This window comes from Paenibacillus sp. JT22N1, from assembly GCF_059692155.1.
This window is the reverse complement of the sequence record NZ_JCAUAW010000030.1, coordinates 52,938-71,863: the sequence shown is the minus strand read 5'-3', so window position 1 is coordinate 71,863 and position 18,926 is coordinate 52,938. Positions and strand designations below refer to the sequence as shown.

Below are 18,926 nucleotides of genomic sequence, written 5' to 3'. Positions count from 1 at the left end.
CTTGTCAAGTCTTATTTCTCTTTTTCGTGCAAAAAAAAGAGCGGGCTATCTTTTTCGATAACCTGCTCTTTTTCTTGATATTTGGACCTGCGCCTTAACTAAATGACATTGGCCACATGGCAGCCCTTCTGGTATTTAACAATCGCGTGATCACCTATCTCCAAGGCGCTTCAAATTTAGCCCCGTTTGATCCCTGATTTACCTCCAATCCTTTTCGGTTGAAGTACACAATTTTTAATCCAATACAAACAAGTGCCAACATAATAAATATTAAGCCACTCCATATAGTCCCTTTCATGCCTGCAGTGGTAATAAACCACCCACCTGCTAACGAACCGATAGACACACCCAGATTGATGAAGGAAATATATAACCCCGTGGCAAATTCAGGAGCTTCCGGAGCCTCAGAAGTTAACCATATCTGGGTTACGATGAGTCCACTGGTATGAGCGGCTCCCCACAAAACCATAATGATAATGATAGATACGATGGATTTTTCTCCCATATAGAGCAGTAATAAAGAGGTGGCTAATACGATCGGATGGAAAACAGTCGTTCTCACCAAGTTTTTTCCAATCAGTTTCCCTGCCAATAAGTTACCTGCCACTCCCCCTACACCGAAAATGACAAGCATTACACTTACGATTTTCCCACTCAACCCCATCACTTGTTCCAAGTATTCGGCAGCATAGCTATAGACCGAAAACATAGCGGCGAAAATGAAAGTTGCAGCTCCAATATTGATCCAAAGGGGGACTTTACGCAATATATCGAGCTGTTCCCCGTAAGAGACTTTCTCAGCTTTGGACGAGTTCGGAAGCATGATGGCGATCCCCACACTAGCAGCGATGTTTACAACGGCACAAAATATAAAAGCGGCCTCGAATGAGAATTGATCTACGAGATAGGTTGTTATCGGAATTCCAAGTACCATACCCATACTAGTACCAACAAATGCTTTCGCAGAAGCTTGAGTGGATTTTTCCTTTGGATAGAGCGAAACTGCAGCTGCAAAGGCCAAGGAAAAATATACGGGATGGAACAATGCCGGGATAATCCGAAGCGCAAGCAGAACATAAAAATTAGGAGCATAAGCTGATAATAAACTACTTCCAGCAAAAATGAGTAAAGACACCATCATTACGTTTTTACGATTATATTTAGAAAGAAGCAGCACCATAAAGGGACCACATAGTGCTATAACAAGCGCAAACACCCCGACGAGCATGCCGGCCTGAGACGTGCTGACATTGAAACGCTCTGTAATAGCTGGTAATATTCCGACAACGCCAAACTCAATGGTATAAACGCCGAATAATCCAAGAGCGATAAAGAATATGGGGTTTATGTTTCTTCTATTAGAACCTGTATGAAACAAAATCATCACTCCCTTAAGTATCATGTTGTAAAAAAAAGAGCCTTGCCCGGTTGTTACTACCAAGGCCGGCTCTTGAGTTCATTCATTCGTTCCTGATCCCGTCATAGACGGCTTCACAGAGGTCAACGGTAAACTGGCCTGACATGCCTTCCAAAGCTGTATTGGTAAACGCTACGACACTTAGTCGTTTCTCAGGATCAACGAACCAGGAATGACCATAGGTACCACCCATACGCCAGGTGCCCGGTGATTCCGGAGTGTCTGCGGCGATAGGATCATTGAGCAGTATAAATCCTAGGCCAAAGCCTCGCCCTGGCCAATAGGCCATTGGCAGATCACCTATTTGGTTAGTAGCCATCTCTCGAACCAGACTCTCCGGCATCAGGGGTGCTCCGCCCTTGCGTAATGCTTCCAGCAGCAGCAATAAGTCGCCGGCGCTCCCGACCATGCCGGCTCCACCGGAGTGATAGGCCGTATCGTCAAGTGCCCGGCCAGGGGCAAGCCGGAAGCCAGCCGTGCCTTCTATAAAATCAATGCTATCGGGATCACGCAAAGGCCGTGGCTCTGGATTAGCATTGGCATAGGCTGTTGCTAGTCGCTCTGGATCGACTGCTGTAAAACCAGTGTCGTCCATGCCAAGCGGCGCTGTCACTAGCGTACGAATGGCTTCGGCAAGCGGTAAATCTGTAACCTTCGCAATCACGGCGCCGAGAACATCAGTAGCAATTGAATATTTCCACTGAGTGCCAGGCGTGTAGAGGAGCGGAACAGAGGCAATACGACGCAGGTTCTCTTCCAAAGTAATACCAGCCTGATCCATACCATCCGATACACCGGCGAGATGATAGGGACCATTCTCTTCCTGAAAAAAGCGATAAGTCAGCCCTGCCGTGTGCGTCATCAAATGCCAAATCGTCAAATTCGCGAATTCTCCGCTCTCCAAACGTGGGCGAAACTCTGGAAGCCAACGATCAACGCGGTCTTCAAGTCCTAAGCGGCCTTGCGAAACTAGTACCATCGCAGCTGTAGAAACGATAGGTTTGGACACAGAAGCAAGCCTAAATAGAGCATTTTCCCGCATCAACTGATTCTTCTCACGGTCTGCGAAACCGGCAGCACGGTTATAAACTAGTACCCCATCTATCGTCACTTTAATGACAGCGCCAACCAACCGTTTATCGGCAAGGGTACGATCGATGACTTCATCCATACGTGCTTGTAAACGGTCAGTATTCATTTTGTTTGCATTCAACTTATTCATTGTTATTCATCCTCTCTGAATAGTTAAAGATTTTATTACTTAACTATTGTTAGTATATTATATTAATTAAGTGACTTGCTTTACATAAGGCATTCAAGTTATATCTACTCTTTAACAAATAAAAACGAGTTATTTTTTAAACAAAACCTTAAATTTAAAGGAGCCGATTTCAATGGACCATGTTTGATAAACAAATCCTTATGGGACGTATACGATTCTAATCGTGATGTCATCACCAATTGAACCTAAACTTCTTATCTCATCGCTTGAAGAGGCAACCTTGCTTGCGGAGCTAGAATAAAGTAGATAACAAAAAGGAATCCGGCATCAAACCGGATTCCTAGTACTTTAATTATTCAGCTTGGTCTCAATCATTAACTAATCTTCAGAAATAACCTCAAAAGATATTCGAACCAGCTCAGTATTCAACGTCTCCCCCAAATAGATGATATCGTAAGATCCTACTGGAAGATTCAAATCAGTGAATATGATCTTCCCATCCGGCTGACTAGCCGAATTAGTTTTAATATGCGCAATGGTAGTAATAGGTTGAATCTCACTCGGTAAAGCACCTCTTGGGAAAATACCAAACGCATCTTCTCCCACAGACCCCTTGTAAGTAACTTCAATTAAATCGCGAGTCCGATAAACGGCCTTGTCTATCTGCATTGTCGGGCTACCGAGCGTCAGATCGGGATCGTCTTCAGGGTCCACTATCGGAATTAACGAAGGAAGTGGTACTGCGAAAGTGGCATCCTCAATCCACGTTTTTGTGAGAAAGTCCCTTCCTTTTACGACGACTTTATGATCATATACCTCTACGAAATATCCCTGGGAACCAGCTTTCTCCACATCCTCATCCGTCCATAAATAGGCTGTGGAGGCTGCATTAAACATAGTTGCATACTTTGCGTTGTACATGGTATCTGCCGAGCCCAATTCCCAATGGGTATGACCCGTAAATACAAACGTTTGTGGATGCTTAGCAAGAATAGTCTTAAGCTCCTTGTCCTGTCGAATACCATGCCAACCAAACTTGTTTTGTGACCCTGAAACTGTATTTTTCAAAGGCTGATGAACGAAAATAAAGGACGGTCTGTGAGCCTCTTCGTGCTCCGCTAACTTAAGATCTAACCACTCAAGCTGCGCCTCTGATAAATACGAAAAGTCTTTTAACCCTATCTCTGTCCCTAGGAAAATAAAATGATAGTCGTTCATCCAAACATCGTAATACTTTTTATCCATACCCGTACTTGCTGTAAAATAAGACATTTGGTTAGCAAGGTCCGCCCAACGAACATCATGGTTGCCGTAAGTAAAATAGATGGGTGGCAGACCCTCTCTATGATCCTTCAAAATTTGAGTCATCGTTTCAAATTCTGTTTGCTTGCCATTGTTAGTCAGATCACCAATATGCATAATTCCTTGACTATCGGGTGAAGTTGCCCTGATATCCTGTAAGGCCTGAATGAAATTTTGCGAATGTACGCCTTCTATTTCATCTTCCACATGTGTATCTGTAATGACGACGAATTTGACATTCGGCTTTTCGTCTTTTCCCTCATTTATATACTCCGCCATCTATTTCCCGCCTTTGAGTTTTTGGTACTTTTCAACCCTATCGAAAATGACCTCGCTTTTGATGGGCTTGCTGATGTAATCATCCATTCCAGCTTCAAGACATTTTTCACGATCGCCTTTTAAAGCGTTAGCTGTCACAGCAATTATGTAAGGGACTTTATCTGGTGGCATTGTTTCTTTGATCCGTTTGGTAGTTTCGAGACCATTCAGAACTGGCATCTGGATGTCCATAAAGATGATATCGTATGTTTCGTAAGCCAGCGCTCCAATAACCTGATTGCCATTTTCTACAATGTTAGTGAAATGCCCCATCTTTTCAATCATTTTTCTTAATACGAGCTGATTAATTTGATTATCTTCAGCTATTAGAACTTTCAAAGGTTTTTGAACAAATAAGATCTCCTGTAATGAAGAGTCTTCTTGATTCGATACCTCTTCTTTAAACCAAACTGTAAATACAAAAGTCGCCCCAGGTTCGTCCGTTTGTTCGATCCAAATGTCTCCACCCATCAGCCCAATAATTTTTTTGCTAATGGCTAAGCCTAGTCCAGTTCCTTCCGATTGTCGCGTCATGAAACTATCCAATTGATAGAATGGATCAAACAAATGATTGAGTTTTTCCTTAGGGATACCAATCCCGGTGTCTTTAATTGAAAATTTAAGCCGGAGCTTTTGATTTTCACGCCCATTATTTTCCACCTTAATGGAAACCCCGCCGCTATACGTGAACTTGATCGCATTACTAATGAGATTTATTAATACTTGTTTAACGCGATCGTAATCACCAATTAATTTATATGGCAATTCTGGAATCAATGAAACTTGAATATCGAGCTTTTTTTCATGTGCTTTTGGCATCAGTACAGCGAGCGTATCGTCGATACAGTCTCTAATATCAAATGGTTGATCTTGTAATTCAGTCTTGCCTGCTTCAATTTTGGAAAAGTCCAAAATATCATTAATAATCTTAATCAGCGTGTTCCCGCTTTTATTAATGATTTCTACATATTCTTTTTGCTCGTCATCCAAATCCGTCATAGTTAATAGCAAGTCGGTCATGCCGATCACCCCATTCATAGGGGTCCTGATTTCATGGCTCATCATGGCTAAAAACTCACTCTTTGCTTTATTTGTATTTTCAGCAGCTTCCTTAGCAATAAGGAGTTGTTTCTGTTCGGTCATATCTTTCGCAATAACATAGTACCCGACGTTTTCCTTATTTATGATGATGGGCGCTATCGTTGTTAACACTTCAACATGATGTCCATCTTTATGTCTGATTTTATTAATCTTTCTTTCCGTTGTAACGTCTTCAATGGAATAGGAAAGTATCCTACGGAGATTTCGTTCACCAATAAATTTGGAAATTAGCTCTCCTCTCATCTCAATAACCTTATATCCAGTCAGTCGTTCTGCCATTTCGTTGGTGTTAATGATCCTGCCTTTCACATTCAGGGAAATAATAGCATCGTGGTTGTATTTTTTCAGAGACGTATAGCGCTCAACAGACTCTTGCAGCTTCAACTCTACTTTTTTACGTTCCGTGATGTCCTGTGTAGTTCCATTCATTTTGACAGGATTTCCATTTTCGTCGAATGTTACTGAAACGCGAATTTGCATATACTTAATAGTTCCATCGAGCTGCAGATTGCGAAATTCCGAGCTAATCGTTGTACCTTGCATGGCTTGATCAATGAATTCATGAAATCGTTGTTGATCCTCTGGATGAATCATAAATGCAAGATCCGTCGGATTGGATGGTAAATTATTTTTGAACAAGTTATAAATTTGGTAAAATTCTTCAGAGAATGTGATCTTATCGTCAAGAATATCCAATTCCCAACTGCCAAGCATGGCAATATGCTGAGCCTCCGCAAGATTATCCTGGTATTTCTTTCGCTCTGTAATATCCCGCCCGATCCCTAATACCTTCTGTAAACGGCCTTGATCATCTCTAATGAGTTTAATCGCAGTCTCAAACCAAATATACGTACCATTCTTATGGCGTGAACGATAGGTAACTACCTCATTATCCGAAAAAGGTTCAGATCTTATTTTTTCTAAGTCTTCAGGATGATTTAATTCAGAACTATCTTTTCCGATCAATTCTTCTGGCTCATAACCCATTAAATCACGCACGGAGGGTGATAAATACTCGATGTTACCATCAGGATTCACTAAAGTAATAATATCTTGAGCATTTTCTGAGATAAGTTCATACAATTCTTCAATCTTTAAAAGTTTTTGTTCAGTGGCTATTTTATCTGAAATATCGATGATATGAACAATAAAGTATAATGGTGTTCCTTGTTTTTCGTCACGTACCAAAGCGAGCCTTACAGACGCCCAAATAAGGTTACCGTTCTTCTGAATACAACGCTTTTCTAACTCATAGAATATTGAATTTCCATTCAATACCTCTTCGATTAGTGCATTAACTTTATTCAAATCATCAGGATGGGTTATTTCCTTAAGTGTAAGTCCAATTGCTTCTTGCTCCGTATAACCGAGGGTTGGATAGAAGGAGGGATTGACACTCCTGATAGTTCCATCCATGGACACCAACGCTATAGCATTTGGAGCAAAGGTATATACTTGTTGATAAACAGAGTCGTGGTCGAAATCTACCTTAGGCATTTGAAATCCTCCAGTCGTCAATGTACCCCCTATTTCTACTATATAAGGCTATTTAAATATAACATGACTTTTATAGTGAACTGAAATTGTCATTATCTTTTACTTAGAAATTCACAATTTGCCTTCACGAATTGTTCTCCAGTAGTGCTTACAACAATATCGTTATCATGAGATTGAATGATGACATTTTCACCTATTTGTTCACCTTGTAAAAAGATCGAGATTGGTTGTCGAAATACCCGCATCCTTTCAAAGTCTGAAGGTTCTATCAGTTTGCGTTGTTTTGGCATGTTTTTCTCCTTTTTAAGATATATGTTATTACATTATTGCATAAATAAGGATCAAAATCAGGCCCTTTGAAAAAGGACCTTCTCAATTGTCTAAAAAGACAAAGGAAAGTCCTGTTTCGTTACGGTCAAGGCTAGTCTGAAGCGCTCCGTTAAAACGTAGCCCACGATTGCTTGGTCGTATGGACGGTTTCACCCGATTTAACCGCTTGAGCGATCATCATACCCAGGTAGTGATCTTGGGCTGCTTCCGCGAAGCTATAAAAGCTGGGTCCACCCTGCACGTATTCACCCATCTTTTGCAGACAAGTAGCAATCGCTATTTCGTCGTCCGACAGACGGCCTGGCTGGAAGGGATTTCGATAAACCCATTTATCGCCTGCCAAGATGCCCTTGTGATAATACCCTTCAAGGTTGCCATTCTCCCCGGCATTCAGCCGTCTTAGCTCAAGTTGAATGGGAGTACGAAAATCCTGCAAATAGGCAATCCTCGTATTATTAATTTCCCCCTTATTCCCTCGTACAAGCACTCGTTCGGAACGAATCCATGAGAAATACTGATCACCGGTAAAATCAAACACACCTAACTTGTCCCCGAACTCAAGGTGTGCGATCACTTGATTAGAGATCGACGTCTTCTCCTGAGTTGGATCACCCTCTCGGTTAGGTCCGCTAATAATCGGAGAAGAGAATTCGAAACCTCGAATTTGCGCATCTTCAAATCGAATGCCCAGGAGACTGCGCATGATGCTGATCCCATGGTAGCCATGGGCAGCTGAGACTTGCGCTTGGCTTACAGTGCCCAGCAAGCCGGACTGGACGATGGCAATTCGTGCAGCATGCAGCGGCTGAAAGGCATATTGCTCCGCCACCTGTACCTTGGCGTCCGGTCCGATGTCTTGATAGAGCTGATTCAATTGCTCCAGATCAGCCGCAGGCGGTGTTTCAGACAGAACGGGAACTCCTTGACGCACGAGCTGTTTGATCAATTCCGGTGTCTGTGAGACAGGAACCGAAAGAACAACAAACGAAGGTGTTGTTTGCTTCAATAAATCCTCGGTTGAACGGAACGTCGGCACTCCCCATTGTTCCTCGAACGCACGCCCTTTCTCTTCATTGCGTACGACAACACCGCTAACTATAAACTGATCCGGAAGCGCTCGCACGATACGCATAAAAAACTCTGCACGCCAACCGCCACCGACTATACCGAATGTGATAGCCATACTGATTCCTCCCTTCATAAATGAAACGTAATACTATTGTATGGCATAAATACAGATAAAGGGATGTAATTATTTATGCTCCCTTGTTTTTTACACGCCTCTCTGAAAAGAAAGCACGAACTAACCAGGTTCGGTTAGTTCGTGCTTTCTTTTCAAATATTTCAACAGCGTCTGGTTAGAAAAATCAAAATTCCGACGACTAACTCCATCCCATGAAGTCTGCTTTCATGAGCCTGATTGATCATGAGGTACTATGACGATTGCAGAAGTAACCGATTGATTGCCCGCTTTGTCCGTTGCTGTGTAGGTTATTGTATAGATGCGACCTTTTTCTGCACGTATACTAAATGAAGTGGTCGCAGTACCGATATTAGCCCCAATGTCACCTTGACCACTATCCGGCTCATTGCTGGTAATGGAGGTTAACACCACAGATGCAACGCCTGACGCAGCATCGCTCGAATTCAGCGTAGCATGAATGGTCACCATTTTATGATTCGCCGGCCATATTGACGTATTATCTAATTGAACGGTTAATACTGGAGCCGTTTTGTCAATCTTGAACTCGATGGTTTTGATCGGTTCTACATTGCCTGCTAGATCCGTGCTGTGATAACCGACCTTATAGTTCCCTTCACCAAAGGCAGGAATGGAACCGGTATAGGCAATCCAACCCCCGTCATTCACTTGGTATTCTGTTTTTGCCATGCCATATACATTGTCACTTACAGTGAAGCTTACCGTTACATCCGACGTAAACCATCCGTTGCTGCCATTAGGTGCAGCCGGACTTAAAGATGCGACACTTACGGGTGCAATCTTATCGATATTGCTTATGACAATGCTAGTTACATTGGATACGTTACCTGCCGCATCCGTTCCTCTTGCATACACGGTTTCATTTGCCGAAAGGACAACAGGTGCCGTGTATGCTGCCCATGTGCCGCTTGCGCCCACTTTGTATTCTTTCACCACTGCGTCAGCCGGATAGCTGATCGTTACCGTGACACCGGTGTTGGTCGGTGCTGTAACATCTGCAGCTAAGGTTGCATCTGCTGGTGGTGTTGTATCAATGACCAATTTCACCACTACCGCTGCAGTGGCCTGCTTTCCTCCGTACGTTGCCGTAACGACGGTTTCACCTTGCGAAACGCCGGTGATCGTACCGCTCGCAAACGTTGCGAATGCCGTATTCTCGACCTCGAACATGGATGCCGTGGTCACGTCTTGATTTGTACCGTCCGAATACTGTGCGGTCACTTTCACCGCTGTGAATTGTCCTTTATACACTTCATAGCTTGCTGCGTCAAACGCGAGTGTTTGCAGCGTCGGTGCTTCAACGATCTTATAAACGTTCAGTTCGGAGGCGGAAGCGAAGCCGCCAGAACCCGCAGTTGCTTCAAGCTTGATGTAAGAAGCATTTACTGGAGCGAAGTTCACTTCTTTCAGCAAGTTGTTTTGCAGCCACGCACCGCTTGCTACTTTTGTATATTGAACGCCGTCTTGACTGACATATACGTTGTATCCAGTGATCGTGCCGTTACCGCCATCGGGACGGGGCAAATAGTCAAGCTTGCTGATTTTGTAAGCTCCACCCAAATTCAAGATAATCGATTGTGGCAGTGGATCGGTACCGAACCATTTGATATGCCACCATGTGTCCGCATCGCCGTCGAGCGCATTGATCGGGTCATCTCCTGGTTGGAAGCTTGTAGCCGTCGCCGTCATTTGGGCTTGTGGGATTTTCACCAAACCTGTTTGCCCGGTTACGGTGACATCCACAGTCGCTTTGAAGCCTCCATCTGCTGTAGTGACCGTAATTGTTGCTGTGCCTGCTCCTTTCGGAGATACGACGCCGTTTCCATCCACCATCACAACGGCCGGGTTGCTTGTGCTCCACGTAACCGAAGTGTTCGCCGCATTCAGCGGCGCTACCATTGCCTCTAGAGCAACAGACGCATCAAGTACATTCAAATTCAATGCCGTTTGATTTAGCGTTACGCCGGTCACAGGCGCCGTTCCGATGATTGGCAAGCCGATTAGCTTCACATCTGCGATGCTAGCCTTCGTACTCGCGTCAGGCAGTCCGGTAATTGTAATTCTTACATAGCGTCCTTGGCTGCCGAATGTATCTTTAAGCACTTGGCCAGCTTCGGTATTGTTCATGCGGTTTAAAACCTGAATCCAGTTGCTACTGCCCGCTTCCCGGACTTCCAGCTTGTATTTGTACACTTTATCGCTCTGTCCAAACGAAATCTCTAATCCTTGGATCGAATGCATTTTACCCAAATCGGCGGACCAAACATGACCTGGGTTGGCATCATTTGCCGACCACATCGTAGCCGTATTGCCATCGTTTGCATTACTTGCCGGGAACGCTGGATCCATACTGTCTGCCGTTGCCAGCTTGCCTTTCAAAATGTCACCCAAAGTAGGCGGTGCCTGAGGCGTTTCATATACATCAAGTTCGGAAGCGGATACGAAGCCGCCTACTGCCGCTACCGCCTCTAACTTCACATAACGCGCATCCACAGGCGTAAATTGGACATATTTCTTCATGTTGTTTCGAACCCAGTTGCCGGTGCTTATTTGTGTATAGTTCGTTCCGTTGGTGCTTACATACAGATTATAAGTCGTAATCGTGCCATTTCCAGCATCTGTACGGGGTGCGTAACGGAATTGGCTGATGTTGCGAACCTTGCCGAGATCAAGAATTATCGATTGCGGCAGTTTGTCAGAGCCGTCCCATTTCGTATGCCACACGGAATTTGAATCGCCATCAATGGCTTTGGACGCTTCACTGCCCGGTTGGAAACTTTTTGCCGTAGCTGTCATCTGATTTTTAGGAATCGCCAGCGGTATCGGCACAGAAGCGTCCCGGTACACGTTCAGTTCAGCTGCAGCCGCAAAACCATTAACACCAGCTGTCGCTTCAAGTTTTACATACTGCGCTTCCACGGTTGTAAATGTCGCTGTTTTTTCCAGCTTATCCGCATTCCATGCACCGGTGGCCACCTTCGTGAAGCTGGTTCCATCCGTGCTCACATAGACGTTGTAAGCTGTAATAATACCGTCCGTGCCTACGTATTGTCTCGGCAAATATTTCAATTTATTGACGGAAAGCTTCGTGCCGAGATTGAGCGTGATCGACTGTGGCAATGGTGTGCTACCATCCAGCTTGGTGCTCCAGATCGTCTCTATGCTGCCATCCAACGCATTAGCTACAGGACTTGTAGCATCGGTGCTCGTAGCCGTTGCTACGATGTCCGCCTGTACGATTTTCGTTGGATCGTTATCTGGTTCTGGCAGCGATATGACAACTGCGTCTGTAAGTGGAGTCGTATCTGCCACAAAACCGGCCACTGTCAATTCAAAGCCTTGATCCACCGGCATATCCGGCGTTTTCACATATACGATGCCGCCTTTATCCGCGCTATCATAGTACCAGCCGCTTGCAGCGCTCGCCCATTCTGTTTTACTTGCATATTCCGTATAAGCGGATCCGCCAACCGCAACACTTGTCGGTTTCGCATGCATATGAATTTGGAATTGGTTCGTACGCGCTGCCAATTTGCCGTTGTAATCGCCTATGCTCGCCCCTACTTGAACTTTCAATTCGCCAGTTCCGGATTCAGGAGCGATCGAAGTAATAAGTGTTTTCGCAAATTTGCCATTACGGTGCTCTCTCGAAACGCCGTCATCCTCATACATCGTAAAGGTTGAGGTTTTGTAAGGATAGATGTCATACGTTATCGGATTCGGCTGCACTTGACCGTCATACAGCGATTCCGGATACATCGGAATGATTGCACCGGCTTTGACGAGAAGCGGTAAACGGCTCAGCGGAGCACTATATTCGTCCAGCATTTTGGAGCCGTAATGCTCAGTACCCGTCCAGTAGTCGATCCATTTGCCTTTCGGCAAGTAAATGCCGTTTCTTACTGTAGTATCTTTGTAGACCGGTGCAACCAACAGTGATTGCCCAGACATGAATTGGTACTGTGTAAGTAGGTTCTTCGTATTCGGGTCGTTCGGGAATTCATATACCATTCCTCTGGCCATCGGTGCACCCGACTCATAAGCTTCGTTCAAATACGTGTAGAAGTAAGGCGTTAAGCGCTGTCTAAGCTTTAAAATATCACGGTTATAGCTTGTGTACGGCTCTCCATAGCGCCACGGTTGCTTATCTACGGATGCCCAACCAGACATACTCATAAGGATCGGCGTGAATGCTTTCCACTGCAAATCGCGTACATAGGTCTGGGCGCTTCCTCCGAATATCCCATCCACATCACCGGTAGAGTAATTCATGCCAGACAGTCCCGCACCGATCACAGAAGGAATATGGAAGCGGATATATTCCCAGTTCCCGGATTGGTCTCCCGACCAAACGGTTGAATATCGCTGCGTACCAGCCCATCCTCCGACGGACCATACGAAACCGCGATCGTTAGAGTTGTTTTCAACCCCTTGATGAGCTTGTTTCGTTGCTTCCAGCGCAAAGTCATACCCTGGTCCGACCCAAGCTACATCCAGCTTGTTCAAGCGCGTTCCAGCCACGCCTACCTCTGTTGCGATATTAGCAAGGCCGTTCTGCGTCCACAGGCCGGTGTAAAAGCCTAAATCATGAAGCTGTTGAACAGTGCTTGGCAGCTGCACATACCCGCAGCCGTATCCATCGTTCGGAAGCAGCCATCCCCCCGGCATATCGTTAGTGCGGAAACCTTGAGCAACTTTCAACACATCCGGCGTTGTCAGCTTATTCGGTTTGTTAGCACCCGTGTTGCTTGTGTTGTAGCAATCCGCATCTCCCATGCCCATACCCCATCTAGGAATCAGCGAAGGCTTGCCGGTCAAATCCGTGTAGCCGTTCAAAACATCTTTGAACGTATCGCCATAAAAATAATACGCGTCAAAGCGGTTCTCATTGTGCGTCAGCTGTGCGGGACTGCCGAAATCGTAAGTTCCGTCTTGGAACGTGTTCCGCAGTACGCCGTACCCAGCTGTACTCAAATAAAACGGAGACGGGTTGGACACTGTGCCGCTGCCCCAGTCGCCGAAGTTTTTAGCGATCTTGATTGTTTTGTCACGGTGAGAGAAAAATCCGTTCTGCATCCCTCCGCCGTAGTAATACTCATCTGCTCCTCGTACAAGCTTTTGAGTTGTCGATGATGAGCTATAATTTAACGGTGACTCTTCTTGCCATACGACAGTCGCGTTGTCGCTCTTGTACATCGCGAATTTTAGCGGGCTTTTGTAAGCACGCAAAACGAATTTACCCGTTACTAATTTGTAGTAGCTGCCCTCATCGGACCAATCAACAGTGACCGGACCGAAATCTTCCTTTATCACAATCGGCTCTTTAGGCGTAGCCGAGCTTTTACCGGCCAGCGTTTGAAAATTACCGCCTACACCAAGCCATATACGAACCATGTCATCGCGATTAAAAACAACTTTCACCTTATCGGAACCGGACGTGATCGTAAATGTCTTAGCGTCTGTTTTCTCAAAATTCGTTATGTCGCCAACCGCTGCTGCATGAGTCGTTGTTCCACCAATGAAAAGAATCACTAATACGAACACCAGACAAAAAGCAAACCCAAAAGCGTTTTTAAGCGTCTTCAAATCATACACTCTCCTCTTCATTCTCAACTTTTGCCAATCTACCGAGGGGTTCTTAACCCTTTAATGCCCCAGCCGTAATCCCTCCTGTAATTTGTTTTTGGAAAATGCTATAAAAAATAATCGTCGGACCCATAGAAATGATCAGGGCTGCGAAGAGAGGTCCCCATTCTGTCCTGTACTGCATTTCACCTTGCATGACCGCAATAGCAACCGGTATTGTATATTTCGTTGGATCATTAATAAGCACAAGTGCAAAAACGTATTCATTCCATATATTCAGCACAGTAATAATAGCCACAGACATCAATCCCGGCTTAGCGAGTGGAAGCATGATCCGGAAAAAAATTCCGTAATGGGAAGCACCATCAATAGAGGCCGCTTCTTCTAGCTCACTTGGCAGTGATTTGAAGAAACTGACTAAGACGAAAACGGCGAACGGCACTGCAGTGACCATGTATACTAAAATGAGGCCGAACAAATTGTTCGTAAGATGGAGATCATTCAACAAAAAAAATAAGGGAATAATGCCAAGGAATGTTGGGATCATCATGTAGGAAAGATACGAATAGTACAATAAACCATTTCCTCTGAACGTAAATCGGGCAATCACATAGGCCGTCGTAGCCGATAAGAGCACTCCAAATACCGTGCTTACAACGGTTACTACTAATGAATTCATAAAATTTTGACCAAAGTTATATTTTTCCCACACAAATGAAAAATTGGACCAAAGCAAAGGGAGCTTTGGCAGATCCCACGGTTTGCCTAAGAAAAACTGCTGATTATCCTTTAAAGAGCTAAAGACTGTCCAAAGCAGCGGATAAAGTATACATAGCGACCAAACAATAAGGCTGAATTTGAAAAATAACCGAAATACAGGATTGACTACACCTTGACCCATAAGAATAACTCCTCTACGTTAATTCAATGGTTTCTCTCTTCATCAGCCTCTGAAGGGTTGCTGTGGTTATTAATGAGAGAACCAAAATGAGGACGCCAATCGCTGACGCATAACTGAATTTACCGAATTTGAATGCATTCAAATACAAATAGGAGCCCATAACCTGTGTGGCGTTATCTACTCCGCCTTCAAAGGTCATAATCGTGACGATGACGAATGATCCATTGAGTGTCGTCATGACAATCCATAGAACGGATGTCTTGATTTGTTCCCACGACAGGGGAAGGGTAATCAGCCAAAACTGATGCCATTGTGACGCCCCATCAATGTCAGCTGATTCAAATAACGAAGATGGGATACTAAGAATACCTGCGACCAGCAATATGATCGTAAAACCTATACCCGCCCAAATAGATGGCGGCAAGAGCGCAAATATCGACCATTTATCGCCTAACCAAGCGAAATCGTACTTTTTATCTGTAAATAAAGAAATAAAGGAATTCAAAAATCCAAGGTTTGGATTATACACATAACGCCATAGGACGCCAACCACAACAACAGAAAGCACATTAGGTATAAAGAAAATGATCCGATAAATACCCGCGCCTTTGATGTTGAAACGGGTTAGCGCTACCGCGAAGAACATGGATAGGACCATAAAACCAATGACTTTGCCGAAGACTAGAATGTAATCGTTTCGAATTGTCTTCATGATCACACTGTCATGCATCATCTCATTGAAATTTCCAAGACCGATAAAGTTATAGGTTTCAGAGCCGCCCGACCAATCAAACAAACTAAGATAAATACCTTTGAACATCGGGTAAACGGTAAATACGAGATAAAGAAGCAAGGTTGGAAGGGTAAAGGAAAGAATGAAGATATTACGCTTCATCTTCGCAGTGCCGATTCTAACACTTTTTTTCTGATCGATCATGCCAGTAACGGCTGTCTTGCTCTCTTTCATACTTTCCTCCAATCTAAATTTCTGAATGATAATAAGGGAATCTGATGATCTCCCTCATTATCATTCAAATCCTTAATATGGCTTATTTCTTTTCTTTGGAGCGAATTTTATCAGTCGCTTCTTCCATGCGATCTGCCCACTGCTGCGGTGTAATTTCACCTTTGGTAAGAGCAACAGTTGCGTTGTTTCTCGCTGTTACTAGTTCCTCTGGAATAACGATTTCAGGCGCAACAACGGTATTCGGTGAATTATAGAATTTGGCTGCCTCTTTCGTTAGAGCAGGAGCATTCGTTCCTTCGAGATCCGCCTTGATGTTCGAAGGGGCTTTGGAAAGCTCTGCCCATGCCTTACTCTGCTTTTCTGTAAAAATAAATTGCATGAACGCTTTGGCTGCTTCAGGGTTTTTCGCTTTCTTTGCTATTCCTACAGTAGAAGTGTATGGATTCGCTACGAATTTACCACCTTTGTCTTGACCAATGGAAGGTAAGAATCCAAATTCAAATCCTGCTGGAATGTCCTTCGCCATTTCACTCTCAACCCAAATGCCAGTCGGTATGAAAGCCGCTTTGTGCTGCAGCCATTGGGATTGGGAATCCGTGTGATTCAGAGCCGGTGACCCTTTGTCGATGAGGCCTTTGTCTCTCATTTCCACAATTTTAGCAAGTGATTTCATAACGGGTTCGCTTTTCCAAACACCTTTTTCGAGGGAGTTAATTTTCTTAAAGATGGATGTATCATAGTTGTTCATTGCAATAATCGTTGGGTCTAATAAGCCCCCGTTGATGTAGTACGGATAAACCCCTGTATGGATGTAGTCACTCATCTTGCCATCAGCTTTAATTTTTTCTCCTAAAGCCATGAAGCTTTCGAAGTCGGCAGGCGCTTGCCAGCCTTTATTCTTGAATAACGCTTTATCGTAGAACGTCCCCCAAGAACCGAAGACTAACGGAACGGCAAATGCTTTTCCTGGCTTATATTCCTCAGGCTGAGCGATCAGGAGATCGAGAATTTTCTTCCCATCTACGTTCTTCGCATCCTTCAGCCAGTCTGTAATATCCATAAGTTGGTCATCGGTTACCATTTGTCTTGTATTGGAGCCGGCTCCATCGATGTAAACAAAATCTGGCGGGTTCCCTTGAATCCAGCGCGGTTTCATTTGATCATTAATTTTCGCTCCAGCGGATTCTTTGATCTTCAAGTCTGGGTTTAACTTCTGGAAATCGCCAATGGCTTGTTTCCACCACGCGTCACCATACCCACCAACAAAATACTGGATCTCAAAGTCTCCAGCAAGCTTTGTTCCCTCTGGCTTTGCGCTAGCAGCCGGTTTGGTGCTTTCGATCGGTTTTACACTTTCAGCGGGCTTCGTACCCGCATTGTTACTTCCGCAACCCGTTAGTGTAAGAAAAACAGTCGACAAAACCATACTCCATGCCATTGCTTTTTTTGAATTAATCATTGAAACGACCTCCCTAGAATTTTGCGGAGCATACCTGTTTCGGAAGCATCCACTTCGAACAATTGTCTATTGGTTCGTGCACCTTTATCATATTGATTTTCCCGGTATACAACCATTGAAATTAGTACTGTAAATAGTTAAAAATGTACTGTCTTTTGTAACTTTTCAAGGATAAACGACTCCATTGTCCTTCTGGGACGAGCGCGTTTGTCAAGGTAGATGCGAAGCAAAAGTATAAAACTTATACTTTCTTATCTACGGACAAAAACAAAGGCCAGGAATATTTTCCTGACCTTCGTTCTTACATGGATTAGTGACTTTTGTCGAGAGCGATTTGCTGCAGCCGATCGAGTGCTTGTTTGGGTGTCATCTGACCGAGCAAAACGGTTTGCCCCATATTCCTGGTCGCGTTAAGAACGGCAGACCACGCTGGATGATTAATCGGGTAAAACCTTGCGCTTTGGATAGAGTTGAGATTTTGTTTCATGAATGTATCATTAGCCGCTAATTTATCGCCTACCGTACGAATTGTAGGAAGAAATCCTTCCCTAAGAACAAACTCTTCATAACGTGCATCCTCATAAATAAAATCGAGAAATTTAGACAACGCCTCCTTGTTGGTATGATCGGTTTTGAATGACATCCAAACGTCCTGCACACCTAGTACCAGAGGAGTCTGCCCCTCTTTTACCGGAATCGGCCCTTTCGCCCATTTTAACCCTGGGAATTCATGTGGTACGACCGCCTCAAAATAATTGCCGGAAATGAGCATCCCCAATTTGCCGTTTCCTAGAATTCGCTGTTTTTCGTCGCGCGTCGTGATCGCTGGCTCCGGGTCCGTTAAACCTTTTTCATAAAGGTTCTTTAGAAACGTAATGCCTTCCACATTTTCAGGAGAATTGATAGCCCACTCGCCATCCTTCATCCAGCCTCCTCCAGCGCCGTAAAAAAAATAGGAGAGATACGCCCAAATTTCATTATCCGTCAAATCGACACCGAAACCGTTCACTTGTCTCGTATCCTTGATTTTGCGTGCAACTTCCTCTAGATCTTTCCATGTTTTCGGCGGCTCTGTAATGCCAACTTCATTGAAAATATCCTTGTTATAATATAATTCACGGATGGTCGTAACATAGGGAACCGTATATTGAATGCCCTGCATTTTACTGCTATCCATAAGATAAGGGTAAAATTTATCCTTCAATTCGGGAGAAAGAAGGTCCTCCATACGATTCAACAGTCCATCCTTAGCGAAATGCGCGTATATATTAGTGAGAAGCAAATCTGGAGGTTGATTGCGGCTGATCATGGTATTGTAAGCACTATCTAATATGTCCCAGTTAATCACTTGGAGTTCGACCTTTATGTTAGGGTACTTCTTCTCGAACTCTTTCACTAAGTTTTCAAAATAAGGTCTAGTAGACGCGCTATACTCAGGAGCCACAAACGTAATAGACGCTTTAGCGTCGGTATCGGTCGAAACTGGATGATGAGCGTCCCCCCACATACATCCGGTGAGCAGCATTGTCGTAAATTGAAGGAGTACGAGCAAAGAACCCATTTTTCTTTTATGTAATTGGCTCATTAATTGATCCACCCTTCCG

Annotated in this window: 11 protein-coding genes; all 11 read right to left on the bottom strand. The window is 44.3% G+C overall.

Annotated elements, in window-relative coordinates:
• Positions 1-154 precede the first annotated feature (154 nt).
• Positions 155-1,378: an MFS transporter gene (locus AC58UU_RS35500; protein WP_497322203.1), complete on the bottom strand. Its 1,224-nt coding sequence runs from the start codon at positions 1,376-1,378 to the stop codon at positions 155-157.
• A gap of 82 nt (positions 1,379-1,460) precedes the next feature.
• The gene (locus AC58UU_RS35495; protein WP_497322202.1) at positions 1,461-2,639 is read right to left on the bottom strand and encodes a serine hydrolase domain-containing protein; all 1,179 of its coding nucleotides are present in this window, start codon (positions 2,637-2,639) and stop codon (positions 1,461-1,463) included.
• 378 nt (positions 2,640-3,017) lie between these two features.
• Entirely contained in the window at positions 3,018-4,220 is a 1,203-nt protein-coding gene (locus tag AC58UU_RS35490; protein ID WP_497322201.1) for a metallophosphoesterase family protein, read from the bottom strand.
• Complete coding sequence (locus AC58UU_RS35485) at positions 4,221-6,857, bottom strand: PAS domain-containing hybrid sensor histidine kinase/response regulator (RefSeq protein ID WP_497322199.1); 2,637 nt, start codon at positions 6,855-6,857, stop codon at positions 4,221-4,223.
• Between the two features lie 92 nt (positions 6,858-6,949).
• Positions 6,950-7,147, bottom strand: coding sequence for a hypothetical protein (locus AC58UU_RS35480; RefSeq protein ID WP_497322198.1), 198 nt, complete (start codon positions 7,145-7,147; stop codon positions 6,950-6,952).
• A 149-nt stretch (positions 7,148-7,296) separates the two neighbouring features.
• Positions 7,297-8,370 carry a Gfo/Idh/MocA family protein gene (locus AC58UU_RS35475; protein WP_497322197.1) on the bottom strand — a complete coding sequence of 358 codons (1,074 nt, stop codon included), beginning with the start codon at positions 8,368-8,370 and terminating at the stop codon, positions 7,297-7,299.
• A gap of 225 nt (positions 8,371-8,595) precedes the next feature.
• Positions 8,596-13,995 carry a discoidin domain-containing protein gene (locus AC58UU_RS35470; protein ID WP_497322196.1) on the bottom strand — a complete coding sequence of 1,800 codons (5,400 nt, stop codon included), beginning with the start codon at positions 13,993-13,995 and terminating at the stop codon, positions 8,596-8,598.
• Between the two features lie 52 nt (positions 13,996-14,047).
• Complete coding sequence (locus AC58UU_RS35465) at positions 14,048-14,896, bottom strand: carbohydrate ABC transporter permease (RefSeq protein WP_497322195.1); 849 nt, start codon at positions 14,894-14,896, stop codon at positions 14,048-14,050.
• Between the two features lie 13 nt (positions 14,897-14,909).
• A complete protein-coding gene (locus tag AC58UU_RS35460) occupies positions 14,910-15,863 on the bottom strand; it encodes a carbohydrate ABC transporter permease (protein WP_497322194.1) in 954 nt (317 codons plus the stop codon).
• Positions 15,864-15,945: 82 nt separating this feature from the next.
• Complete coding sequence (locus AC58UU_RS35455; protein WP_497322193.1) at positions 15,946-17,322, bottom strand: ABC transporter substrate-binding protein; 1,377 nt, start codon at positions 17,320-17,322, stop codon at positions 15,946-15,948.
• A gap of 310 nt (positions 17,323-17,632) precedes the next feature.
• Positions 17,633-18,907: an ABC transporter substrate-binding protein gene (locus AC58UU_RS35450; protein ID WP_497322192.1), complete on the bottom strand. Its 1,275-nt coding sequence runs from the start codon at positions 18,905-18,907 to the stop codon at positions 17,633-17,635.
• Positions 18,908-18,926 lie beyond the last annotated feature (19 nt).

Bases quoted from the DNA above. Each gene is read 5' to 3' on its own strand.
- AC58UU_RS35495 (WP_497322202.1), bottom strand. From the start codon at position 2,639: ATGAATAAGTTGAATGCAAACAAAATGAATACTGACCGTTTACAAGCA.
- AC58UU_RS35490 (WP_497322201.1), bottom strand. From the start codon at position 4,220: ATGGCGGAGTATATAAATGAGGGAAAAGACGAAAAGCCGAATGTCAAA.
- AC58UU_RS35485 (WP_497322199.1), bottom strand. From the start codon at position 6,857: ATGCCTAAGGTAGATTTCGACCACGACTCTGTTTATCAACAAGTATAT.
- AC58UU_RS35480 (WP_497322198.1), bottom strand. From the start codon at position 7,147: ATGCCAAAACAACGCAAACTGATAGAACCTTCAGACTTTGAAAGGATG.
- AC58UU_RS35475 (WP_497322197.1), bottom strand. From the start codon at position 8,370: ATGGCTATCACATTCGGTATAGTCGGTGGCGGTTGGCGTGCAGAGTTT.
- AC58UU_RS35465 (WP_497322195.1), bottom strand. From the start codon at position 14,896: ATGGGTCAAGGTGTAGTCAATCCTGTATTTCGGTTATTTTTCAAATTC.
- AC58UU_RS35460 (WP_497322194.1), bottom strand. From the start codon at position 15,863: ATGAAAGAGAGCAAGACAGCCGTTACTGGCATGATCGATCAGAAAAAA.
- AC58UU_RS35455 (WP_497322193.1), bottom strand. From the start codon at position 17,322: ATGATTAATTCAAAAAAAGCAATGGCATGGAGTATGGTTTTGTCGACT.
- AC58UU_RS35450 (WP_497322192.1), bottom strand. From the start codon at position 18,907: ATGAGCCAATTACATAAAAGAAAAATGGGTTCTTTGCTCGTACTCCTT.